Source organism: Stenotrophomonas maltophilia group sp. P373, assembly GCF_053295075.1.
Map to the genome: position 1 here is coordinate 1,089,908 of NZ_CM129994.1, position 22,870 is coordinate 1,112,777.

The 22,870-nt window shown below is 67.4% G+C and carries 24 protein-coding genes; 3 read left to right on the plus strand and 21 right to left on the minus strand.

What is annotated here, in order from left to right; translation table 11 throughout:
- Positions 1 to 19: 19 nt before the first annotated feature.
- The 13 genes from ACSYHF_RS05055 to ACSYHF_RS05115 form a co-directional block, all read right to left on the minus strand.
- A complete protein-coding gene (locus ACSYHF_RS05055) occupies positions 20 to 1,624 on the minus strand; it encodes a sulfite reductase subunit alpha (protein ID WP_188238752.1) in 1,605 nt (534 codons plus the stop codon).
- Positions 1,621 to 2,592, minus strand: coding sequence for an FAD:protein FMN transferase (locus ACSYHF_RS05060; RefSeq protein ID WP_447576121.1), 972 nt, complete (start codon positions 2,590 to 2,592; stop codon positions 1,621 to 1,623). The genes ACSYHF_RS05055 and ACSYHF_RS05060 overlap by 4 nt, the downstream gene beginning before the upstream one ends.
- Positions 2,593 to 2,648: 56 nt before the next feature.
- Positions 2,649 to 3,452, minus strand: a complete 804-nt coding sequence (locus ACSYHF_RS05065; RefSeq protein WP_447576122.1) for a DUF4198 domain-containing protein — start codon at positions 3,450 to 3,452, stop codon at positions 2,649 to 2,651.
- Between the two features lie 121 nt (positions 3,453 to 3,573).
- Positions 3,574 to 4,092 (minus strand): DUF2271 domain-containing protein, encoded by a 519-nt coding sequence (locus ACSYHF_RS05070; RefSeq protein ID WP_180885530.1) that lies wholly within the window; start codon positions 4,090 to 4,092, stop codon positions 3,574 to 3,576.
- A 40-nt stretch (positions 4,093 to 4,132) separates the two neighbouring features.
- Positions 4,133 to 4,771, minus strand: coding sequence for a PepSY-associated TM helix domain-containing protein (locus ACSYHF_RS05075; protein WP_447576123.1), 639 nt, complete (start codon positions 4,769 to 4,771; stop codon positions 4,133 to 4,135).
- Positions 4,772 to 4,940: 169 nt separating this feature from the next.
- On the minus strand, positions 4,941 to 7,361 hold the full coding sequence (locus tag ACSYHF_RS05080) for a TonB-dependent receptor domain-containing protein (protein ID WP_447576124.1): 2,421 nt from the start codon (positions 7,359 to 7,361) through the stop codon (positions 4,941 to 4,943).
- A gap of 145 nt (positions 7,362 to 7,506) precedes the next feature.
- Complete coding sequence (locus ACSYHF_RS05085) at positions 7,507 to 7,908, minus strand: hypothetical protein (RefSeq protein WP_053496847.1); 402 nt, start codon at positions 7,906 to 7,908, stop codon at positions 7,507 to 7,509.
- A 164-nt stretch (positions 7,909 to 8,072) separates the two neighbouring features.
- Positions 8,073 to 8,750 (minus strand): Fe2+-dependent dioxygenase, encoded by a 678-nt coding sequence (locus ACSYHF_RS05090; protein ID WP_053496849.1) that lies wholly within the window; start codon positions 8,748 to 8,750, stop codon positions 8,073 to 8,075.
- 10 nt (positions 8,751 to 8,760) lie between these two features.
- Complete coding sequence (locus tag ACSYHF_RS05095) at positions 8,761 to 9,480, minus strand: tetratricopeptide repeat protein (protein WP_262221337.1); 720 nt, start codon at positions 9,478 to 9,480, stop codon at positions 8,761 to 8,763.
- Positions 9,481 to 9,551: 71 nt separating this feature from the next.
- Positions 9,552 to 11,843 (minus strand): TonB-dependent receptor, encoded by a 2,292-nt coding sequence (locus ACSYHF_RS05100; protein ID WP_447576125.1) that lies wholly within the window; start codon positions 11,841 to 11,843, stop codon positions 9,552 to 9,554.
- 149 nt (positions 11,844 to 11,992) lie between these two features.
- Entirely contained in the window at positions 11,993 to 12,397 is a 405-nt protein-coding gene (locus tag ACSYHF_RS05105; protein WP_053496854.1) for a hypothetical protein, read from the minus strand.
- Positions 12,398 to 12,572: 175 nt separating this feature from the next.
- The gene (locus ACSYHF_RS05110; protein ID WP_005415593.1) at positions 12,573 to 12,905 is read right to left on the minus strand and encodes a non-heme iron oxygenase ferredoxin subunit; all 333 of its coding nucleotides are present in this window, start codon (positions 12,903 to 12,905) and stop codon (positions 12,573 to 12,575) included.
- On the minus strand, positions 12,902 to 13,441 hold the full coding sequence (locus tag ACSYHF_RS05115; RefSeq protein WP_065177925.1) for a GNAT family N-acetyltransferase: 540 nt from the start codon (positions 13,439 to 13,441) through the stop codon (positions 12,902 to 12,904). The genes ACSYHF_RS05110 and ACSYHF_RS05115 overlap by 4 nt, the downstream gene beginning before the upstream one ends.
- Before the next feature lie 204 nt (positions 13,442 to 13,645).
- On the opposite strand from ACSYHF_RS05115, the gene ACSYHF_RS05120 reads away from it, so the two are divergent.
- Positions 13,646 to 14,296: a transposase gene (locus ACSYHF_RS05120; protein WP_447576126.1), complete on the plus strand. Its 651-nt coding sequence runs from the start codon at positions 13,646 to 13,648 to the stop codon at positions 14,294 to 14,296.
- Between the two features lie 15 nt (positions 14,297 to 14,311).
- Here ACSYHF_RS05120 and ACSYHF_RS05125 read toward each other — a convergent pair whose 3' ends face one another.
- From ACSYHF_RS05125 to ACSYHF_RS05145, 5 genes are all read right to left on the minus strand, one after another.
- Positions 14,312 to 15,568, minus strand: a complete 1,257-nt coding sequence (locus tag ACSYHF_RS05125) for a cysteine desulfurase (RefSeq protein ID WP_447576127.1) — start codon at positions 15,566 to 15,568, stop codon at positions 14,312 to 14,314.
- Positions 15,565 to 16,827 carry a Fe-S cluster assembly protein SufD gene (gene sufD / locus ACSYHF_RS05130; protein ID WP_447576128.1) on the minus strand — a complete coding sequence of 421 codons (1,263 nt, stop codon included), beginning with the start codon at positions 16,825 to 16,827 and terminating at the stop codon, positions 15,565 to 15,567. Before sufD ends, ACSYHF_RS05125 begins: the two co-directional genes overlap by 4 nt.
- A complete protein-coding gene (gene sufC, locus ACSYHF_RS05135; protein ID WP_447576129.1) occupies positions 16,827 to 17,591 on the minus strand; it encodes a Fe-S cluster assembly ATPase SufC in 765 nt (254 codons plus the stop codon). Before sufC ends, sufD begins: the two co-directional genes overlap by 1 nt.
- 74 nt (positions 17,592 to 17,665) lie before the next feature.
- Positions 17,666 to 19,141: a Fe-S cluster assembly protein SufB gene (gene sufB, locus ACSYHF_RS05140; protein ID WP_019659402.1), complete on the minus strand. Its 1,476-nt coding sequence runs from the start codon at positions 19,139 to 19,141 to the stop codon at positions 17,666 to 17,668.
- Positions 19,142 to 19,159: 18 nt separating this feature from the next.
- Complete coding sequence (locus tag ACSYHF_RS05145) at positions 19,160 to 19,615, minus strand: SUF system Fe-S cluster assembly regulator (RefSeq protein WP_049414161.1); 456 nt, start codon at positions 19,613 to 19,615, stop codon at positions 19,160 to 19,162.
- A gap of 211 nt (positions 19,616 to 19,826) precedes the next feature.
- Here ACSYHF_RS05145 and ACSYHF_RS05150 point away from each other — a divergent pair, with 211 nt between their 5' ends.
- The gene (locus tag ACSYHF_RS05150; protein WP_005415601.1) at positions 19,827 to 20,294 is read left to right on the plus strand and encodes an SET domain-containing protein; all 468 of its coding nucleotides are present in this window, start codon (positions 19,827 to 19,829) and stop codon (positions 20,292 to 20,294) included.
- Between the two features lie 122 nt (positions 20,295 to 20,416).
- Positions 20,417 to 20,959: a type 1 glutamine amidotransferase domain-containing protein gene (locus tag ACSYHF_RS05155; RefSeq protein ID WP_447576130.1), complete on the plus strand. Its 543-nt coding sequence runs from the start codon at positions 20,417 to 20,419 to the stop codon at positions 20,957 to 20,959.
- Between the two features lie 38 nt (positions 20,960 to 20,997).
- On the opposite strand, the gene ACSYHF_RS05160 is transcribed toward ACSYHF_RS05155, so the two are convergent.
- The 3 genes from ACSYHF_RS05160 to ACSYHF_RS05170 form a co-directional block, all read right to left on the minus strand.
- Positions 20,998 to 21,594, minus strand: a complete 597-nt coding sequence (locus tag ACSYHF_RS05160; RefSeq protein WP_005415603.1) for a DUF1439 domain-containing protein — start codon at positions 21,592 to 21,594, stop codon at positions 20,998 to 21,000.
- Between the two features lie 81 nt (positions 21,595 to 21,675).
- Positions 21,676 to 22,215 carry a hypothetical protein gene (locus ACSYHF_RS05165; RefSeq protein ID WP_005415604.1) on the minus strand — a complete coding sequence of 180 codons (540 nt, stop codon included), beginning with the start codon at positions 22,213 to 22,215 and terminating at the stop codon, positions 21,676 to 21,678.
- A 56-nt stretch (positions 22,216 to 22,271) separates the two neighbouring features.
- The gene (locus ACSYHF_RS05170; RefSeq protein WP_005415605.1) at positions 22,272 to 22,580 is read right to left on the minus strand and encodes a DUF3861 family protein; all 309 of its coding nucleotides are present in this window, start codon (positions 22,578 to 22,580) and stop codon (positions 22,272 to 22,274) included.
- Between the last annotated feature and the right edge of the window lie 290 nt (positions 22,581 to 22,870).

Genomic DNA, 22,870 nt, shown 5'->3' on the forward strand with positions numbered 1-22,870 from the left:
ATGCGTGGATGGGGCAACCTCAATACACATCGCGCCGGTAACGACCGGCCAGCAGTAGCGCTTCCTTGTCCGCAGTCCCCAGCACCTGCTCGATCACCGCATCCACCGCCGGGGCCATGCCCTGCAGGCTGCCACAGACCAGGATCGTCGCGCCTTCATCCACCCACTGCCGCAGTGTTGCTGCTTCGGCCAGCAGGCGGTCCTGCACATAGCGATGCACACCGCCATCGCGGCTGAACACAGCATCCAGCCGCGCCAGCGTGCCGTCGGCCAGCATCGCCTGCAGCTCTTCGCCGAAATGGAAGTCATGCGCGGCGGTGCGCTCGCCGAACAGCAGCCAGGTACGGCGCGCGCCACTGCGTACGCGTTCGTGCAGGTGTGCGCGCAGGCCGGCGATGCCGGTGCCGTTGCCGATCAGCAGCAGCGGTACCTCGGCGGCGACGCCGTGGAAATTGTCGTTGCGGCGCAGGCGCAGCTGCACCGGTTCGCCAAGTGCGGCGTGGTCGCACAGCCAGCCGCTGCCGATGCCGGGTGTTCCATCGGCGCGAAGCTGGCGACGCAGCAGCAGCTCCACCGCGCCGTCGGCCATCACTGAGGCGATGGAGTACTCGCGATGCGGCAGCGGCTGCAGGGTCGCCAGCAGCGCGGGCAGATCACCCGGGGGAACCAATGAAGGCAGGTGCGAGCGCGCGACGCGTGCCAGCAACGTCTGCCCGTCGTCCAGCACCCTGTCCGCATCGAAGCGCTGTGCGTCCAGCCAGGCACGCACGGTGTGCGACGCATGCTGCGGGCCGATCTCGGCGATGTCGCCGGCCTGCCACTGCACATCTGCGCCGGCCGGTGGCCGCAGGCGCAACCAGTACACTGGACCGCCGGGGCTGCCCGGGTTCAGATGTTCGCGCTGCAGCAGCGTCCACGGCTGGTATTCGGCCGGGCTCCAGTCGGGCAGTTCACTGGCGCCGCCGCCGAGTTGTCCCAGCAGCTGTTGCCAATGACGAAGCGCTGCCGGATCGGCGTTGTCGACCTCGATCGCATCGAACAGCGGATGCGCGCTGTGCTGGCGCAGCCATTGGTCAAGCTGGTGGCCGAATCCGCAGAAGTGGCCGTAGCTGCGGTCGCCCAGTGCGAGCACGCCGTAGTGCAGGTGCTGCAACGGAGGCGGCGTGGCCATCACCCCGCGCAGGAACGGTAGGGCGTGGTCGGGCGGATCGCCTTCGCCGGTGGTGCTGGCAATGAACAGCGCGCGCTGGCTGTCGGCCAGCAACGCTGCATCTACCTCGTGCAGTCCGCGCACACGCACCGGCACGCCGGCACCACGCAGGGCCTCGGCACTGCGTTCGGCCAGTTCGCGGGCAAAGCCGGTCTGGCTGGACCAGACCAGCAGGAGCGGTGCGGTATCGGCGGACGCCGCATCATCGCGCGGACGAGTGCGCCACCACAGGGCTGCGCAGGCCAGCGCGTACAGCGCGGTGGCGATGATGGCGATCTGCGATTGCCGTGCCGGCGGCGCGCCGTGCCACCACGCTTCGCCGAGATGCAGGCGCAGCAACGCCCAACCGATCAGCGCCAGCAGAAGCAGGACCAGGCCGTTGCCGAGCCATGCGCGTGACGGCCGGGTGCTCATGCATCCTGCTCGTCGAGCAGGCGCTGGAAGGCGCTGCTGAGGAACTCCCGCGCGCCATCTGCTGCACGGTGCAGGTAGCGTGCAGCCAGGCCTTCGCGCTCGGCCAGTGCCATGCCCTGTTCGCGACCGAGGACGGTCAGCGCGGTGGCCCAGGCATCGGCGTGCATGGCATCGTCTGCCACCACGGTGACCGCTGCGGCGACCTGGCGCACCGGCGTGCCGGTACGTGGATCGAGACTGTGGCTGTAGGCCTCGCCATCGACCCGGTACTGGTGCCAGCGATCGCCGGAGGTGGCCACCGCCTTGCCCTCCAGTACCAGCACCCGTGGCGGAGTATCGGTCTGCGCATCCTCTTCCGGCGCCGATTCCACCAGCACGCGCCAGGGATGGCCATCCGGTTTGCGGCCGTAGCCGGCCAGCTCGCCGCCGACTTCGATCAGCGCTGCCGCAATGCCTTGACCACGCAGCCAGGCAGCCACGTGATCGACGCCGAAGCCCTTGGCGATCGCAGAGAGATCCAGTTGCAGTCCGCCCGGCTGCTGCAGCGCATCGCCGCGCCATTGCAGGCGCTGCCAACCGCAGCGCTCGCGCGTGGCCTGCAGGGTAGCGTCGTCGGGCAGGCGGCGTTCGCCGGCGTGTGCACCGAAGCCCCACAGCGCAACCAGCGGACCGATGGTGGGATCAAAGGCGCCGCCACTGGCGGCAGCGATGGCCTGTGCGCAGGCCAGAACGTGGCGGGTCTCGGCCGGCAGCACGCACCATTGGCCCGCGTTGGCGCGGTTGTAGCGACTCAGGTTCGAGCCGGGCTCCCAGGTGCTCATCTGCGCCACCACCGCATCCAGCCGCGCCTGGATGCCGGCATGCAGTGGATGCAGGTCGCGCTGGCGCGGCGCGACCAGCGACACGCTCCACGTGGTGCCCATGGTGGTGCCGCCGAGGCGGGCGATGTCGAGCTGGGGATCGGTCATGGTGGTCTACCGCAGGCACGATGCCGGGGTCTGCCCGGCATCGCGGTCCACATCTATTACTGCGGCAACACTTCCAGCGTGGCGACGTAGCTCAGGCGGCGCTTGGCGGCCTGCTTCACCGAGGTCTTGTTGTCTTCGGTGCCGGTTTCCAGCCAGTACATGCCGGCTTCCGGCCAGGTCACCTTGATCTCGCCCCTGGCGTCGCTGGTGAGCTTCAGTTCGTCCTGTGCGTTGCGGTAGCGGGTGGCACCCCGCACGATCTCGAACTCCAGGCCAGCGGTCGGCTTGCCATCGACCAGCACGCGGAAGGTGGCTTCCTCGCCGGCGAACAGGTCGTTCGGGTGGCCGACGGCGACCAGCTCGATGCCGCGGTTGGTCGGCTTCAGCGCGGTGTCGTTCGGCGCACCGTTGGTGACGAAGGTCTCCACGCGGCCCACCGACTGGCTCAGTTCGAGCTTCTTCGCGTCCTTGGGCAGTTCGCCGAGGGTCGCCACGCTGCCACGCCAGCGCTTGCGCTCGCCGTTCTGCTCGTAGGTGGCGAACAGGCCGTCATTGACCGAGGCGATGCGGTAGGTGCCGGGCTGCTTCAGTTCGATGTCGAACACGCTGCGGTACTTGCCGGTCGAGGCATTCTGCGGCTGCACGGTGCTGCCGTCCGGCGCGGTGATCACCAGCGATTCCAGCCGCAGCGGCACGTGGTTGAAGTAGAACAGGTCGTTGGAGACCGCACCGTCGACGGTGATCCACGGTGCATTGCCGGCGATCACGGTCTGCGAGGGCAGCAGCCAGGCCTTGTGGGCCAGGGCGGAGAAGGGAAGGGCAGCGGCCAGGGCGGCGGCGAGGACGAGCGTGCGCTTCATGCGGAAGACTCCAGTTGGAAGGGGTCGGATCCCTTTCCAACGGAAAGGGCTCTGATCCCGGGGATGTGGCGATGGGGTCAGAGCCCTTCCTGTGGAAGGGATCCGACCCCGGCTCAGACAATTACGGTTTGACGGCGAGGGTGACCTGACCCAGTTCGGTGGCGCCCTGCGCCTTGCCGCTCTGCGCGGCGGTGGCCGGCCAGGTAAAGGGGATCTTCAGCAGTTCACGGCCGCCGACTTCGCGCACTGCTTCGACCACCAGGGTGTAGTTGCCGGGGGCCAGCTGCTTCAGTGCCGGCTGCCTGTCGTTGAACGACAGCGCGTGCTTGCCGGCCGGGCGGGTCGGGCCGGTCACGCCGTCCACCGGCACCTGCAGGGTACGGCCACTCTTGCGCCACCACTGGCGCAGGTCGGGCAGCCACTTGGTGCCGTGGCCCTCGCTGTTGCTGGTCTGCTGGTACCAGACCGACAGGTTGGCCGCGACCTTCTGGTCGGCGCCTTCCAGCCACACCGCCACATACGGGCGGTGGTACTCGGCCACGTTGAGCTTGGGCACTTCGACGTTGATGTCGAGGGTGGTGGCATAGGCCGGCGAGGTGGCCAGCAGGCCGCTGAGGGCGATGGTCAGGGTGACGCGCATGGGGCGGCTCCGGAGGAACGGATGGAATTCACGGTGGAAGTCAGTGGATCAGCAGCAGGGCGATCAACAGCGGGATCATCAGGCCGAGGCCGACCAGCGGCCAGGTCATGCGCCGTTGCCGCGCATGCAGGTGCAGCAGGAACAGGCCGGTGATGCAGAACACCAGGCAGGCCACGGCGAACAGGTCCAGGAACCAGCCCCATGCGGGGCCTGCGTTGCGGCCCTTGTGCAGGTCGTTGAGGTAGGAGACCACGCCGCGCGAGGTCGATTCGTACTCCACCGCGCCGGTTTCGCGGTCGATGCTGAGCCAGGCGTCGCCACCGGGGCGCGGCAGCGACAGGTAGATCTCCTCGGCCGACCACTCGGCCGGGCGTCCACCGATGGCGATGCCCAGCTGCGTGTCCAGCCAGTGCCGAGCCGGGCGCGGAATCGGCGCGTTGCCGTCCTCGCGCGTGCCCAGCTGGCCCAGCAGCGCGGCCGGCAGTTTCAGATGCTGGTTCTGCACCTCGGGCTTGGCCTCGATCTTCGCGGCATGGTTGAGAGTCAGGCCGGTCACCGCGAACAGCAGCATGCCGATCAGGCACACCGCCGAGCTGATCCAGTGCCACTGGTGCAGCGTCCGCAGCCAGAAGCCACGGTTCTGTTGCTGCTGCACGGTGGAAGAGGCAGGACGGCTCACGGCACGGTTCGAAGCGGACGGGGACTGCCCATTACATCATTGATGAGAATAGCTCGCAATTGCGTGTCGTTCTGTATCCCGGAGCAGGCATTCCGGGGTGCCGGCCAGCGGCCGGCACTACCGATCGGTAGATCCACGCCATGCGTGGAGCAGGAGCAGGGCGCGGCGATCAGAACTTCGCGTTCAGCGAAATCCAGTAGCTGCGCCGCTGGTCCTTGGTCGCATAGTCGTCCACGCAGTTGAATTCGCTCTGGCTGATCAACAGGCACGACTGCGAGACGAAATCCTTGTCGAGCAGGTTGTTGACCCGCGCGTTCACCGTCAGCCAGGGCGTGGCCTTCCAGCTGCCACCGAGATGGAAGATCGTGTAGTCCTCGTAGTAGCGGGTGTTGCTGGCGCCGTTGGCATCCAGCAGCGTGTCGCGGTAGCGGTCGTAGCGGCCCTCACCGATCAGCGACAGGCTGACCGCTTCATTGATCTGCCAGTTGAGGCTGGCGTTGGCCATGTGTCTTGCCGGCATGGTGCCGCTGATCGGCAACCCCTTCTGTGCGCCACTGGTCTGCTCACTCTTCGTCCAGGTGTAGTTGCCGCGCAGCTGCAGAGTGTCGAGCAGGTCGACATGCGCGGCCAGTTCGGCACCGCGGGTCTCGGCCTTGTCGATGTTCACGCTCTGGGTGAAGGTGCTGTAGCCCAGTGCCGCCCAACCCGGGCCGATGTCCACGCAGTAGCCGCTGCCGGCGCGCGCCACTTCGCAGTTGGGGAAGGTGCCGCCGCTGGCGATCTTGTCTTCGAACGTGTTGAAGAAGCCGGTGACGTTGAAGCCCCAGCGCTGGCCCTCGTAGTAGGCGGCCAGCTCGTAGTTGGTGCTGGTTTCAGGCTTCAGGTTCGGCGAACCCACCAACGGCAGCACGCCCTGGCCACCGAAGCCGGTGATGCCCGGGAACAGCTGGTCCGGTCGCGGGGTCTTGTAGCCGGTGCTGACGCCGCCCTTGAAGGTCCACGCATCGCTGGCGTTCCACACCAGGTAGCCACGCGGGCTGACGTGGCTGCCGAACACGTTGTGGTCGTCGTAGCGCAGGCCGAAGGTGGCGGTGAGGGTGTCGGTCAGCGCCCAGTTGTCCTCGGCGAACAGCGCCCACATGCGGTGCTTCTGCCTGGTGTTGCTGCGGTAGCCAGCGCCATCCATGCCGAACACGCCATCGACCATGTCAGTGTTGTTGTACTGGCCACCCACGGTCAGCTTGTGTGCGCCGAAGTCCAGGTCGAGCATCGTGTCGAGCACGTAGCCTTCCAGCTCCATGGTGCGCAGCGGGCGCGGCAGGAACGCCTGCAGGCGCGCCATCTCGCTGGGATGGAGTGCGGCCAGCGCATTGCCACGGCCGGCCGCGCAGTTGTTGGAAGCGCCGGTGCGACGGCAGACGTCATTCCACAGCGCCTGCAGGTTGGCACGCTCGTCCAGTGTCAGCGGCAGAGAACGGCCGAGATTGCTGCTCTTGCTGTGGGTCAGCGAAGTCTGCCAGGTGCCGAAGCTGTAGCGGCCCTGGTGGGTCAACGATAGCTGATCGCGCTCGTAGCGCTGGTAGGCGGTGTAGCCCACGCGCGGCTGCACCACACGGCGGGTGACGGTGCCGCTGCCGTTCGGGTTGGGGATCACCGCATTGCCGACGCGCCACAGGCTGGCCAGGCTGTCCAGCGTGCCGGTCTGGCCTTCGCGGTTGTCGTACTTCTGCCGAGACACGTCGTAGTCCAGCCACAGTTCGTGGTCATCGTTGACATGGAAGTCCAGGCGCACCCCGGTATTCCAGTTGGTGTTGGCGACCGACTTGCCGCCACCGCCGAAGCCGATGCTGCGCTCCCACAGGCTGCCGTCGGGCAGGGACAATGCATCCCATTCGGGGTTGGATGCCTTGGCATCGTAGTAGCTGCCGCGTACCGCCAGGCTGAGGCGGTCCTTCAGCAGTGGGCCGCTGAGGTAGAGGTCGGTGGTGCGCGCATCGCCGAACTGGTCGTCCTGCTGCACGGTGAAGCTCTGGCTGACCGAGCCGTGCCAGCTGTCCTGGTTGCGGCGGGTGATGATGTTGATGACGCCGCCCATCGCGTCCGAGCCGTACAGCGTGGACATCGGCCCGCGCACGACTTCGATGCGTTCGATCGCCTCCAGCGGCGGCAGGTAGGCGAACTGGCCGCCACCGAAGTTGTTCGGATAGATCTGGCCGACATTGCTCTGGCGGCGGCCGTCGATCAGCACCAGGGTGTACTCGGACGGCAGGCCGCGCATCGACACGGTGGCGCGGCCGTTCTTGTCGGTCGCTTCCAGGCCCACGTCGATGCCTTCGACGTCGCGCAGCGCGTCGACCAGGCTGGTATAGGGGCGCTTGCTCAGTTCCTCGCGGCTGACCACGCTGATGCTGGCCGGGGCATCGATCACCTTCTGTTCGAAGCCGGAGGCAGTGACCACCACCTTGTCCAGCGTCTGCGGTGCGCCGGCGGCGTCACCGTGGGCGAAGGCGGGGCTGGCGAAAGCCGCCAGCACGGCGCTGGTCAGCAGGGTACGGGACAGGGACGAACGGACACGATGGCGCTGGGCCATGGCAGTTACCTCGAAGGATGCAGGGTGGCGCGATGCCGTGCGCGAAGGGCGCGGCAGGCACGGAAGGCCCGGTCAGGGGCGGCAGGGATGAAGCAGACAGCGGCGTGCAGGCGCGACCGCGCAGGCGGTCACGCCAGGCCGTGGATCAGGCGAGCGGCGGCGCCTGGCCGCGTTGCTGGCGGCGCCCGGGCGCATCGGCCCAGGGCGTGTCCGGAGCGGCCAGCGGCCAGTCCGGGCGCACGCCGGGCATGGCCGGCGTGGCGGGTACGAGTTCGAGTTCAGTGCGCAGCCAGTGGCTGGCCAGCAGCAACGGCGGGTGTGCCTGCTCGGCCGCTTTCACCGGGGTGGCGGCACAGCGGCGCAGCTTGGCCGGCGCCTCTTCCTGCAGGGGGCTTTCGCCACCGCGCTCTTCCAGCGGCATCTGCATGGCCATTCCGGCCTGGGCCTGTGGCAGCAGTGGCAGGGTGCCCAGCAGCAACGCCAGCATCGCCACCCATGCCAGCAGGCTGGCCAGCGCCGGACGCTGGCCGCGCATGGCGGTGCCCATCTTGCGATGGATGAGTGGGCGAGGGCGAAGCGGACGCAGCAAGCAGGGGTCCCCAGGGGTCTGCCGGCAGCGGCCGGCATCAACGGGGCGTGATTGTAATGAGAGCCGTTAGCTGTTGCAAATGAGAATGATTGCCAAGATGCCGCAGGCCGGCCCGGCAAGGCTCAGACTTCGCTCCAGCGCCGCAAAAGGTTGTGGTACACGCCGGTCAGCTGCAGGATCGCCTCGGCGTCGCCGCCGGTCTGACGCAGGCGCTCGATCGAGCCATCCATTTCCCACAACAGGCGGCGCTGCACGTCGTCGCGGATCATGCTCTGCACCCAGAAGAAAGAAGCCACGCGTGCGCCACGGGTAACCGGCCGCACCTGGTGCAGGCTGCTGGACGGGTACACGACCAGGTCGCCGGCCGGCAGCTTCACTTCGTGCTCGCCGTAGGTGTCGCTGATGATCAGCTCGCCGCCTTCGTACTCCTCGGGCGCGGACAGGAACAGGGTGCAGGAGATGTCCGAGCGCAGCTGCTCGCCATTGGCCAGGTTCATCACCGCACCATCGACGTGGTAGCCATAGGCGCCGCCACCGCTGTAGCGGTTGAAGCGCGGCGGCAGGTACTTCAGCGGCAGCGCGGCGCTGAAGAACAGCGGGTGCCGGGCCAGCGCGACGAGGATGATCTCGCCCAGTTCGCGGCGCAGCGGGGAAGCCTCGGGCAGCTGCTGGTTGTGCTTGGCCTGTGCGCCCAGATGCCCCACGGTTTCGCGGCCATCGGTCCAATCGGCGTCGTCGAGGCGGCGGCGGAAGCCGGCGACCTGGTCGGCGCTGAGAATGTCGGGGATGTGCAGCAGCATGCGGGACTCCTCAGAGGGACGGCGGTGCGATCAGGGCGCGCACCTGGGGATGCGGCGACGCGGCCAGTTCCGGCACGATGTGCGCCATGAACGCCGGACTGCCGTGCGCCAGGGCGAGCCGCAGCCAGTGCACGGCCTGCTCGACCTGGCCGGCCTGCAGCAGGATCGAGGCGTAGTTGGCCTGGCCGCGGAAATCACCGGCCTCGGCCGCGCGCTGGTACCAGGCGAGCGCCGCCTGCGGATCAGCCGCGGTATCCAGCCCGTCTTCGAGATGGCGGGCCAGCAGGTTCATCGATTTGGCATGGCCCAGGTGCGCGGCACGGGTGTACAGGGCCAGTGCCTGCGCGCGGTCCTGGGGCACGCCGCGGCCGGTGGCCAGCAGGTTGGCCAGGTTGTACAGGCCCCAGTCCAGCCCGGTGTCGGCCGCGCGCCGGTACCACACCGCGGCCAGCGTGAGATCGGGCGTGGTGCCCTGGCCCAGCTCATGGCAGCGGCCGAGCATGTTCATCGCCATCGGCGCGCCATTGTTGGCGGCGGTTTCGTACCAGAGCAGCGCAGCCGAGGCGTCCTGCGCGGTGCCTTTACCTTCCATGTGCATCTGCGCGAGCAGCAGTTGTGCATCGACCTGCCCGGCCTGTGCGGCGTCGCGCACGCGTGCGAACGCAGCCTGTGGATCGTGCTGGAGCAGCTCGGCCAGGGCGTCGCTGTCGATGGGGGTACGGGGTGCCATGATGGGGTGAGTATCGCCGGAAACAAAAACGGCGGCAGGAGCCCCTGCCGCCGTGGTGGAGCGCCGTTACATCAGAACTTGACGTTCAGTGCCAGGGTGGCCGAGCGACCCGGGGCGACGCTCGCGTAGTGCGAGGCATAGGCCTTGGTGAAGTAGGTCTTGTCGGTCAGGTTCTGCACGTTGAGCTGCAGGCTGATGTTGTCCTGGATCGCGTAGCTGGCCATCGCGTCGAAGCGGGTGTAGCTCGGGATCCACTTGGTGTTGGCGACATCACCGTACTGCTTGTCCGAGTAGAACGCGCCGGCGCCGAGGGTCAGGCCGATCGGGAAGCGGTAGGTGGTCCACAGGTTGGCGCTGTGCTTGGCAGTGTTCGGGAACACGTTGCCGTTGTATGGCGACGGCACGTACACGTTGGACGGGCAGGTGCGGCCCACCGGTGCGCCACAGACGAAACCGTTGTCCTTCAGTTCCGAGTCCAGGTAGGTGTAGCCGCCGTACAGGCTCCAGGCGTCGGTCAGCTGGCCGGTGAAGCCCAGTTCGAAGCCGTTGATCTCCTTCTTGCCGGCGTTCTGGCTGGTGCCGTTGTCGACCGTCACGCGTGCGTTGTTCATCACGGTGTGGAAGATCGCTGCGGTCAGGTTCAGGCGCTGGTCGAACAGGTCCCACTTGGTGCCCAGTTCGAGGTTCTTCGTGTCCTGCGGCTTGAGGTCGGCCACGGCGGCGCTCAGGCCGTCCGAACCGTCACCACCGTCCATGCCCGGCGGGGTCGAGGAGGTGCCCCACGACAGGTAGATGCTGCCGTTGGCGGCCGGCTTGAACACCACACCGGCCTGGTAGTTCAGGAAGTCGTTGCTGTTGCGCACGCGGGTCGGTGCCTTGCCGGCCACCGGAGTGGTCAGGGTGGTGCGGAAGTCGTCGTAGCGCAGGCCGAGGTTGATCATCCACTGCTCATTGAGCTCGATGGTGTCGAACACGTAGGCGGAGGTGGTCCTGGTGCGCTGCTCGACGTCCAGTGCCTTGTCGCTGCGGTACACCGAATGGGTGGCTGCCCACGGATCGCGCGGATCCGGATTGGCGAAATCGGTGCAGTTGTAACCGGTGGCCGCGCCGGTGGTCGGGCACTTGCTGTTGCCGGTGAGCGGGTTGCTGGTGCCCGGCGTCATCAGGTAGCTGCCGCGGGTCATCTTCTCGTCGCTGTATTCCACGCCAGCGCTGTAGCTGTGCTTGAGCGCGCCGGTCTGGAAGGCACCGGTCAGGCCCAGCTGGTCGGCGAAACTCTTGACGTCGACGGCGCGGGCGTTGGTACGGCGCCAAAGGGTGCCGTAGTTGTTCGGGTTGCCCTGGCTGTCGTCCGGCTGGGTCCACAGGTAATCGTTGCTGGTGTTGCCCAGGCGCGCGATGTTGCGCAGCTTGTGGCCGCCGAAATCGTAGCTGGCATCCAGGGTGCTGATGTCGGCGCGGGTGCGCTGGAAGTCACGATCGACCAGGCCGTAGTAGTTGTTGCGGTCCGGCACCATCGGGCGGCCATCGACCCACTTCGAGGCCGGCGCCCCGTTCGGGTTGCCATACGGGAAGCCACCCGCGTCCGGCAGGTCATCGCTCTGCATGTGGTAGTGGCTGGCGATCAGCTGCGCCGGGCCGTTCAGGCCGAACGCGATCGACGGTGCGATGCCCCAGCGGCTGACATTGGCAGCGTCACGGCCGGGGATGTCCGACTCGTGCTTCATCAGGTTCAGGCGGGCGGCGATGCCATCGCCCAGCACGTAGTTGGCATCCACGGTGCCGCGTGCGTAGCTGTCGGTACCGATACCCATGCTGGCGCTGGTCTCGTTCTTCAGCTTCGGCGTTTTGCTCACCAGGTTCAGGCTGCCACCACCGGAATCACGGCCACCGTAGGCCGAGCTCGGGCCCTTGACCACTTCCACCTGCTCCAGGTCGAAGATCTCGCGGGTCTGCGAGCCGACGTCGCGCAGGCCGTCGACGAAGACGTTGCTCTGCGAATCGAAGCCACGGATGAAGGGGCGGTCGCCGGTCGGGTTGCCGCCTTCGCCGGCACCGAAGGTGATGCCCGGCACCATGCGCAGCGCATCCTGCAGGTTGGTCGCACCGGTTTCGGCGATCAGCTTCTCCGACACGATCGACACTGACTTGGGGGTGTCCAGCAGTTCGGCGGTGAACTTCGGCGAGGACGGATTGAACCAGCTGCCGCGCACCTGCACCTTGTCCAGGTCGGTGGCCTTGCTGGATGCGGCATCAGCGCTGTCGGCAGCCTGCGCGGCCAGCGGCGCGAAGCCTGCGGCCAGGGTGGCGGTGGCGAGCAGGGAAACGCGCGGGGCGTGCTTGCGGGACGTGATGTGGGTCATGGCTTTGGGTAGTGGCGTGGATCGGGAAACGGCGAAGGCCGAAGCGCAGACAGCGCGACGACAGGGAGGGAGCGTCTTCTGTAGAGCCGAGCTGATGCCCGGCGATGCGGCGAACGACTTCAGGCGCACGGCAACAGCCGCAGGGCGCCTCAGCTGGCGTGCGGTGCGGGCGGTGCGTGGCCGGGGTTCAAGCGCAGTGCGGGATCGTGCAGTTGCCGGCGCAGGGCATCGGAGCGCCATAGCGGGATATGTGCGACCAGGGGCGCGCGCAGGGGTGCCACTCCGGTGCAGGGCGTGTTGCCCTCACCATCAAGCGGCGGCTCCGGTGCAGGTGCAGCATGTTGCGGGCATTCGTCTGCCGACGGCGCCGGCAATGGCATGACCTGGCGCAACCCTTCGGCATGTGCCTGCCACCCTTGGGTAGTCGGGGCGTTGCTGCGTCCTTCGTGCAGCGCCGACCAGCCCAGCAGCAGCGTCAGCAGCACGGCCACGGCCAGTGGCCACCCCTGGCGGGCGAGCTGGCACAACGTGGCAGTGGGCGCGGGCGATGCCATGGCGCGAGGGCGAAGTCGTTACGAAGATGTTACGTAGAATAACATCAACGATAATGATTCGCATGTACGGGGTGCTGCGGGACGCCGGGGCGGCCGGGGAACGCCCTGCGAAGGCCCTTGCGGGGCCTCCTGCAGATCCAGCCCATGGGTGGGTACCCCAGGTCGGGGCGCCGCCTCAATCCCGGTCGTCGCGCGTCCAGACGGCGTCGTGTTCGCGCTTCACCGGGAACTTGGGCACCGGGGTATAGGCCGGTGCGCACAGGGCGCGGCCATCGCGTACGTCGAAGCGCGCGCCGTGCAGCACGCACTCCACGCTGCCTTCGGCGGTGTTGAACTCGCCCGAGGACAGCTCGAATTCCTCGTGCGTGCACTGGTCTTCCAGCGCGTACAGCTCGCCGTCGAGGTTGAACACCACGATCGGGGTGCCGGTCACCTCGTCGAACACGCTCTTCATTTCACCGGGCAGCAGCTCGTTGCTGGCGCACACGAAGGTCCAGGTATCGCTCACGCGGCCGCTCCGGCCAGCGGTTTTTCCAGGATCTCGAAGCGCAGGTCGTCGCGCTTGGGGATGCCGAAGCGTTCGTCGCCATATGGGAAGGGTTTCTTGATGCCGGTCCGCTGGTAGCCACGACGCTCGTAGAAGGCGATCAGTTCGTCGCGTACGTCGATCACCGTCATCTGCATCACCGGCACGTTCCATTCGCGTGCGGCGTGGGCTTCGGCGGCGTCCATCAGCTGCTTGCCGACGCCGCCGCCCTGCTGTGCGGGGTCGACCGAGAACATGCCGAAGTAGCCCTTGCCCTCAACGTCGGCAACGTGGGCGCAGGCCACAAGAACGCCTTCGCGCTCGGCCAGCAGGATGGTGGAGCGGGGGCGGTCCAGGTCGGCCTGGATGCCTTCGGCGTCGATGCGGGCGCCATCCAGCAGGTCGGCTTCGGTAGTCCAGCCCACGCGGCTGGCGTCGCCACGGTAGGCCGAGGTGACAAGGGCGATCAGGGCGGGGATGTCGGCCGGCGTGGCGGCGCGGAAGGTCAGGGTGCTCATGGGGGCATTTTAGGTGGGCAGTGGGCGGGCGCAAATGGGGGAGTGGGGTCAGATCCCTTTCGCAACGCGAAAGGGATCTGACCCCGGTATCTACTGACTCAACGGCAGGCCATGGACCGACTGGCGCGGGCCCGGAATCGGCAGATGCTCGGGGTCAGATCCCTTTGCGCAAAGGGCTCTGACCCCTGTTCCCAGGAGAAGCCCATGCCAAGGCCACCACGCATCGATGCGCCCGGTCACCCGCAACATGTCGTTCAACGTGGCAACAATCGCCAGCCCGTGTTCTTCACCGATGGCGACCGTGTGGCCTACCTGCGCCTGCTGTGCCAGCACGCGGACCAGCAGCACTGCCGGGTCCACGCGTACGTGCTGATGGACAATCACGTTCATCTGCTGGTGACGCCTGATGTCTCCGGCGGGCTGTCACGGATGATGCAGGCCGTGAGCCGGACCTACGTGCGGCGGGTGAATGATCGGCAGGGCCGCACGGGAACCCTGTGGGAGGGGCGTTTCTACTCGACGCTGGTCGATACGGATCGCTATCTGCTGGCCTGCCAGCGCTACATCGAGCTCAACCCTGTCCGTGCGGGAAGGGCGGCGCGCCCAGGGGACTATCGCTGGGCGAGCTATCGGGCGAATGCGCACGGCAGGCCGAATGCGCTGCTCAAGCCGCATTCGGCATTCGAACTGATTGCCCTGCATCTGGATGAACGGCGCAGGCGCTATGCGGCGTTCATCGAGGAGGGAATTCCTGCCGCGGATGTGGCGGCGATCCGGCGAGCATTGCGGTCGCAGCGACGGTTGGCCGGTTCGCTAGCGGGGGCAGAGCCCTTTCGCGATGCGAAAGGGATCTGACCCCGTCTGCCGGGGTTACCCCAGCAGCTTGCGTACCTTGGTCAGCGCGGTCATGAACCGCTCGATCTCGGCGTGCGTGTTGTAGAACGCCAGCGAGGCGCGGCAGGTGGCGGCGACGCCGAAGTACCGCAGCAGCGGGTGTGCGCAGTGCTGGCCCGAGCGCACGGCCACGCCTTCCAGGTCGAGCAGGGTGGCCAGGTCGTGCGCATGCGCACCATCGATCAGGAACGAGACCACGGCCGCCTTCTCCGGTGCCTGGCCGATGATGCGCAGGCCGTCGACACGGCGCAGTTCCTCGGTGAAGTGCGCCAGCAGTTCGGCTTCGCGCGCTTCCACGTTGTCCTGGCCAAGCTGCTGCAGGTAGTCGGCGGCCACGCCCAGGCCGATGAAACCGGCGATGTTCGGGGTGCCGGCTTCGAACTTGTGCGGGGCATCGTTGAACACGGTGCCGTCGAAGCTGACTTCCTTGATCATCTCGCCGCCGCCGAGGAACGGCGGCATCGCGTCCAGGTGCTCGCGACGGGCCCACAGCGCGCCGGTGCCGGTCGGACCACACATCTTGTGGCCGGTGATCGCGTAGAAGTCGCAGCCGATCGCGGCGACGTCGACCTTGCGGTGCGGTACTGCCTGCGAGCCATCGACCACGGTGATGATGCCGCGCTTGCGCGCTTCACGGCAGATATCGCGCACCGGGTTGACCGTGCCCAGCACGTTGGAGACATGGGTGACCGCCAGCAGCTTGACCTCCGGGGTCATCGCCGCGCGCAGCGCATCCAGGTCCAGCGCGCCGTCAGGCGTGATCTCGGCCACGCGGATGGTGGCACCGGTACGCTGCGCGACCAGCTGCCACGGCACGATGTTGGCATGGTGCTCCATGCGCGACACCAGGATCACGTCGCCGGCCTTCAGCCGCGGCAACGCCCACGAATACGCCACCAGGTTGATGGCGAAGGTGGTGCCACTGCACAGCACCAGGTCGCTGGGGCGCACGTTGAGGAAGCGCGCCAGCGTGTTGCGCGCACCTTCGTAGGCATCGGTGGCTTCGCTGCCCAGTGCATGCACCGCGCGGCTGACGTTGGCGTTGTAACGGCGGTAGAACTCGTCCACCGCGCCGATCACCTGCACCGGCTTCTGGCCGGTGTTGGCATTGTCGAAATAGACCAGCGGCTTGCCGTGCACTTCGCGCATCAGCAGCGGGAAGTCGAGGCGGACGCGGTCCCAGTCGGGGGCGCCGGTGCGTTCTTCGATCGGGCGCGGCGTGGACAGGTTCATGCCACACCTGCCTCGGCCAGGGCCTTGTCCAAACGGCGTGCCAGCTGCTCGCGCAGGGCTTCCGGCAGGATCTTCAGCGGCTCATGGCAGAACGCGGCGCTCAGCAGCGCCTGCGCCTGTGCCTGCGGCAGGCCGCGCGAGCGCAGGTAGAACAGCGCGTTGGCATCGAGCTGGCCAACGGTCGCGCCATGCGCGGCCTTCACTTCGTCGGCGTCGATCACCAGCGTCGGCTGGGTGTCGATCTCGGCGTCGGCCGACAGCAGCAGGTTCTTGTTGGACAGGTTCGCGTCGGTGCCATCGGCGCCTTCGCGGATCTGGATGCCGCCATGGAACACCACGCGGCTGCGGTTGGCGGCTACGCCGCGCCACAGCAGTTCGCAGGCGGTATCGCGGGCGATGTGGTCGATGCCCAGGCGGGTTTCGACGTGGCGTCGGCCATTGCCGAGCAGCACGCCGTTGGCGGTCAGCTGGGCGTTGTCGCCTTCCAGTCGCACGTTCAGTTCATGGCGGCTGAGCGCGGCGCCCAGTTCCAGGTCGACGCGGTGGTACTGCGCGTCGCGGGCCAGCACCGCGTCGGTGCGCAGGAAGCTGGTCTGGCGCGCGCTGCCGGCCTGCACGCGGGCGTGCTTGAGCACGGCGTCGCGCGCGACGTGGGCATGCAGCACGGTGTTGTCCAGGTGGGCGGAGTCACCCACGCTGAAGCGGTGCTCGACCACGCCGAGGCTGGCGCCGGCACGCAGTTCGATCAGGTGGCGGTGATGCCAGGCCAGGTCGGTCTCGCCGGCCACACTGGCGAACACCAGCTGCAGCGGCGCTTCGACCTGCACGCCTTCATCCACGCGCAGCACCACGCCTTCATCGGCCAGCGCGGCATTGAGGCGGGCGAAGATCTCCTCGCTGCGCTCGTAGCGGCGGCCAAGGAAACGCACGGCGTCTTCGCCGCAGGCCAGTGCGGCCGACAGCGGCTGCAGCTGCACGCCGGCCGACAGGGCCTGCACGTCGCTCAGCGTGGCATCGAGGCGGCCGTTGACGAACACCAGGCGCGGTGCCGGGATGTCGTCCAGCAGCGCGGCGTCCAGCGCCGGGCCCTGCAGCGGTGCCGCAGCAAACGCACGGCGTTCCAGCTGGCGCAGCGAGGTGTACTTCCAGGCTTCATTGCGGGCGGCCGGCAGGCCATCGCGCAGGGCCGCATCCAGCACTTCGCGGCGCGCATCGCTGCCGCAGAAGGCCTGGGCCATCGAGTCGAGCAGGGCGCTCATCAGACCGCCGCCTCGGGCACGACCCGGTCCTTCAGGAAATCATAGCCGTGCGCTTCCAGTTCCAGCGCCAGCTCGGGGCCGCCGCTCTTGACGATGCGGCCATCGGCCAGCACGTGCACCACGTCCGGCTTGATGTAGTCCAGCAGGCGCTGGTAATGGGTGATGACCAGGAACGAGCGGTCGGCGGCGCGCAGCGCATTGACGCCGTCGGCCACGCTCTTCAGCGCGTCGATGTCCAGGCCCGAGTCGGTCTCGTCGAGGATGGCCAGCTTCGGTTCCAGCACGGCCAGCTGGAAGATCTCGTTGCGCTTCTTCTCGCCGCCGGAGAAGCCTTCGTTGACGCCACGATGCAGCAGCTCGTCCTTCAGGTGCAGCACGGCAAGCTTCTGGCGCACCAGCTTGAGGAACTGCATGGAGTCGAGTTCGTCCTCGCCGCGTTCCTTGCGCTGGGCGTTCAGTGCCGCGCGCAGGAAGTAGGTGTTGTTCACGCCCGGGATCTCCACCGGGTACTGGAACGCCAGGAACAGGCCGGCAGCGGCACGCGCTTCCGGGTCCTGCTCCAGCAGGTCGACACCGTCGAACTGCACGCTGCCTTCGGTCACTTCGTAGCCGTCGCGGCCGGCCAGGACATTGCCCAGGGTGGACTTGCCTGCGCCGTTCGGGCCCATGATGGCGTGCACCTGGCCGGGCTTCACATCCAGCGACAGGCCCTTGAGGATTTCCTTGTCGCCGATGCGGGCGTGGAGATTGTCGATCTTCAGCATGGTGGGGGTTTCCGTGGGGCGGGCCTGGGCCCGCCGGTAAAGAGAATGCGTTTGCGAGGGGCAGGGGCGGGCGGTCAGCCCACCGAACCTTCCAGCGAGACTTCCAGCAGCTTCTTGGCTTCCACTGCGAACTCCATCGGCAGTTCGCGGAACACCTGCTTGCAGAAGCCGTCGACGATCATCGACACCGCGTCTTCCTGGCTGATGCCACGAGCGCGGCAGTAGAACAGCTGGTCGTCGGAAATCTTGGAGGTGGTGGCCTCGTGCTCGACGGTGGCGCCCGGGTTCTTCACCTCGATGTAGGGGAAGGTGTGGGCGCCGCACTGCTTGCCGATCAGCAGCGAATCGCACTGGGTGTAGTTGCGCGCGCCGTCGGCATTGCGGTCCACGCGCACCAGGCCGCGGTAGGTGTTCTGGCCGCGGCCGGCGCTGATGCCCTTGCTGACGATCTTGCTCTTGGTGCGCTTGCCGACGTGGATCATCTTGGTGCCGGTGTCGGCCTGCTGGCGGTGATGGGTCAGCGCGACCGAGTGGAACTCACCGACCGAATCGTCGCCCAGCAGCACGCACGAGGGGTACTTCCAGGTGATCGCCGAGCCGGTCTCGACCTGGGTCCAGGTGACCTTGCTGCGCGCGCCGCGGCATTCGGCACGCTTGGTGACGAAGTTGTAGATGCCGCCGACACCGTTCTCGTCGCCCGGGTACCAGTTCTGCACCGTGGAGTACTTGATCTCCGCATCTTCCAGTGCCACCAGTTCGACCACCGCAGCGTGCAGCTGGTTCTCATCGCGCATCGGTGCGGTGCAGCCTTCCAGGTAGGAGACGTAGGCCTTGTCCTCGCACACGATCAGGGTGCGCTCGAACTGGCCGGTGTGGCCGGCGTTGATGCGGAAGTAGGTGCTCAGTTCCATCGGGCAGCGCACGCCTTTGGGAATGAACACGAAGCTGCCATCGGAGAACACCGCCGAGTTGAGTGCGGCGAAGTAGTTGTCACCCACCGGCACCACGGTGCCCAGGTACTGGCGCACCAGCTCCGGGTGTTCCTTGATGGCCTCGGACATCGAGCAGAAGATGATGCCCTTCTCGGCCAGTTCCTTGCGGAAGGTGGTACCGACGGAGACCGAGTCGAACACCGCATCCACCGCCACGCCGGCCAGCTTGGCGCGCTCGTGCAGGGGCACGCCCAGCTTGTCGTAGGTGTCGAGCAGTTCCTTCGGCACGTCGTCCAGCGAGGCGTACTTCGGGCCCTTCGGCGCGGAGTAGTAGCTGAGCGCCTGCAGGTCGATCGGGGCGATCTCCAGCTTGGCCCAGTCCGGCATCGGCAGGGTCAGGAAGTGGCGATAGGCGTCCAGGCGCCACTGCGTCATCCACTCCGGCTCGTCCTTCTTGGCCGACAGGGCACGGATGGTGTCCTCGTCCAGGCCCGGCGGCAGGGAGTCCGACTCGATCTCGGTGATGAAGCCGGCCGAATACTTGCGGCCGAGCTGCTCGTGGATCTCGCGGTTGGGGGTGTCGTCGTGGGCGACGTTTTCGATGGTTTCGGTGGCCATGGGGGGGCTGCCTGTGGATCAGGAGACGACGTCGACAGCGATGGTGCGGCGCTGTTCGTCATCGGCAAGGGGAAGGGGGGGCAGGATCTGCGCAAGACTGACGTCGCGCAGGGCCTCGGAGACCACGTCGTTGATCAACCGCCAGCTGCTGCGCGCGCCGCACTTGGGTGCCATGCCGCACTGGTGGTGGTCGTGGCTGCATTCGGTCAGGGCAAGCGGCCCTTCCATCGCTTCGACCACTTCGAACAGCGAGATCTCGATGGCCGGGCGGGTCAGCCGGTAGCCGCCACGGACGCCGCGCAGGCCTTCGACCAGGCCGGCCTGGGCCAGCGGCTTGAGTACCTTGCTGACGGTGGGCGGCTCCAGGCCGGTGAATTCGGCCAGTTCGGTGGCACTGAGCACCTCGCCCGGACGGGCGGCGAGCACGGTCAGCACGACGGTGGCGTAATCGGTGAGCTTGGTGACGCGCAACATGGGGATGCGAGTGGTTCTTAAAGCGGACTGAAATTGTACGCTTTTATTCGCCACCATCCAACCCGGGCATTCAGCCGGCGCTGGGGCCGGGCCGGGAGGCTTTGCCAGCGGGCGCTGCCGGGGGCGCCATGCTGCGCCAACCGGGTGATTTTCGCAATCACCCGGAATGGGCGAGAATCCCTGTTCCATCCGCTGCAAACAGCCCGTGCCGATGCCGAAGAAGATCCAAGCCCGCAAGTCCGCCATCCATGGCAACGGCGTGTTCGCCGTCGCCCCGATCAAGCTGGGCGAGCGCGTGATCCAGTACAAGGGCCTGCTGCGCAGCCATGGCGACGTTGATGCCGATGACAGCGGCGACGTCGAAAGCGGCCATACCTTCCTGTTCACCCTCAATGACGACTGGGTGATCGATGCCAACTACAAGGGCAACGATGCGCGCTGGATCAACCACAGCTGCGACCCGAACTGCGAGGCGGTGATCGAGGAGGATGAGGATGGCGACAGCCGTGGCGACAAGGTGTTCATCGAGGCGCTGCGCGATATCAAGGCTGGCGAAGAGCTGACCTACAACTACGGCATCACGCTGGCCGAGCGCCACACCGCCAAGCTGAAGAAGATCTGGGAATGCCGCTGCGGCTCGCCCAAGTGCACCGGCACCATGCTGCAGCCCAAGCGCTGATCCTTCCGGTAGTGCCGGCCGCTGGCCGGCACGGGTCCTCTCCACCTGCCGTGCACGGCAGGGTCACCGCCGTGCAAGGGCCGTTCGTCCACGCTGTGCACTCCCCCAACTGGAGTGCACCCATGGCAGAGCGATTGAAGGGCAAACAGATCGCAATCCTCGCGACCCACGGCTTTGAACAGTCCGAATTGACCGAGCCCAAACGGCTGCTGGAAGCGGAAGGTGCGCAGGTCAGCGTGGTGTCGCCCGCAAAGGAGGCGACCATCAAGGGCTGGAAAGAGAAGAACTGGGGCGACGCCGTCGCGGTCGACATTCCGCTGGACGAGGCGGATCCGGCGGGCTTTGATGCCCTGGTGCTGCCAGGGGGCGTCATCAATCCGGACACACTGCGCACCGACGACGCGGTGCTCAGCTTCATCCGCTCAGTGGATGAAGCCGGCAAGCCCGTCGCGGCGATCTGCCATGGTCCGTGGCTGCTGATCAACAGCGGGCTGGCAGATGGCCGCGAGCTGACCTCCTGGCCCTCCCTTCAGCAGGACCTGGCCAACGCGGGCGCGAACTGGCGCGATGCCGAGGTCGTGGTCGACGGCAACGTGATCACCAGCCGCAAGCCGGATGACATTCCTGCTTTCAGCGAGGCGGTGGTCAAGGCACTCGCCGCGTGATGCCTTGCCGGTAGTGCCGGACGCCGGCCGGCACTACCTTATTTGCCCAGCAGGCCTGCCGGCACCAGGTTGCCCAGGTTCTGGTTGAAGGTGACCACCAGCTTGCCGTTCTTGACCTGTGCCGCCTGCACCTGCAGCGCGCCGAGCACCCCGGCCACGGCCGGGTCCAGCTTGTAGATCGGTTCGCGCTGGGCGTAGTCGCTCAGCCAGGCATTGAGCAGGCCGCGGGTGCGTGAGTCGAGGCGGCCGCCCTGGTTGGCCGGGGTGAAGTCGTCCACGCTGGGCTGCTGCAGGTGGAAGCCCTGGGTCTGCGCGTCGTAGCGCAGGCCGCTGCTGAGCTTCACCGTACCCAGTTTGGCCGGGTTGCCGCCGGCGGTGGCCAGTGCCACGTCCATGCCAAGGTTCAGGCGCTCGCCGGCAGGAAGGCTCAGCTGAGGGTGGCTCATGGTCAGGGAGATCAGGCCGCCAAGGGCGTCCTGGGTGCGCGGGAAGCTGCCATCGAGGTACTGCTGCACGTCGCTGGCACCCACCGACAGTTCGCGGCCGGAAATGGAGGGAGCCGCCTGCGCGCCGATCGCAGCGGCGATCAGTACGGTGGAGGCAGCGAGGCGGGTCATCAGGGAACGCAGGCGCATGGCGGTGACCGATGGCAGGGAATGGATGGATCAAAGAGTAGCCGTGCAGGCTGAATCGCACGTGCATGCGGCTGTAACGGTTCAGTCCAGCATCGGACGCAGTTGCGCCGACTGGATCTGCCAGGCGCTGCCATCGCTGCTGGGTTGCACGCGGTACCAGCCACCGAAGCGGAACGTACCGTTGGCGGTGACCGCGCGGATCTGCACCGGCACTTCAAGCAGCTGCGGTGGCTGCCGATCGTCGCGGGCGAGCGGGGGGGCGCTGTGCAGGCGCAGGGTGCGCAGGTCCTGCAGCTGCCGCAGCGCGGCGTCGTCCGCATGCCGCGGGTCGCTGGGCGGGATCGTCCAGGCGGCATCGCTGGCGGCGCGGTCGCGGTTGAGCAACGCCGCTACGTAGCGGTTGAGCATCGTCGATGGCGGCTCGGCACCGTCGGCGACAGCAGACAGCACCGGCATTTCACTTGCCTGCACTGCTGCGGGATCGGGGCCGGTGCGAGTGTCCGCGGCTGCGGTGGCAGCGACGGGAGCGGACGCTGCCGCGATGTCGCCGGTCGTCTGTGCTGCCGGGCGTGAACAGCCCAGCAGCACCAAGGGTGCGATCAGCAACAGGTTCCTGCGCATGTCTGCCTCCTCCGCGAGGCAACCTGGAGGGCGGCAGTGTAGCGATTGCGCCGGGATCAGCGGGAGGAGGGCAGCTGATCCAGAGCGTCCAGCGCTGGCAGGACCTGGCCGGCGATGGCCGCCAGTGCGTGGCCGCCGGTCTCGGCATGGCGCTGCACGATATCGCGCAGCAGCTGGGTGGCGATCACCAGGGTCGCACGCTCGTCGCCGCTGATACCGGCGGTACGCGGGGCCGCCTCCAGCAGGCGCATCAGGTCGCGGCTGGCGCGATGCTCCAGTTCGATGGTGCAGCGCCCTGTGCACTGCAGCCCGTCCTTTTCGATGGGGGTCACCGAGATCCGGTAGCGGGTGGAGGGGCTGGCCATGAGGGTGTGCTCGCCGTAGCTGTGGAGGATGTGCCCACCATAGGCAAGGCCACGGCCTGAGGCGACGGCCGGCGCTGCACGCAGTGTTCCACCCGGTACGTTCCAGCACCTGCCCAAGCCGCGCTCGGCCAGTGGCGACGGGCCTGTACGGGCATTGCCGGGGAGGCGGCAACGCTGTGTTGCGGATTGCCGCAGCGCGACGCATCCACGCATGGCGTGGATCTACCGCCGGGCACGCAAAAAAAACGGGACGGCCAGAGCCGTCCCGTCGGAATCCACGTTGGGGCGCG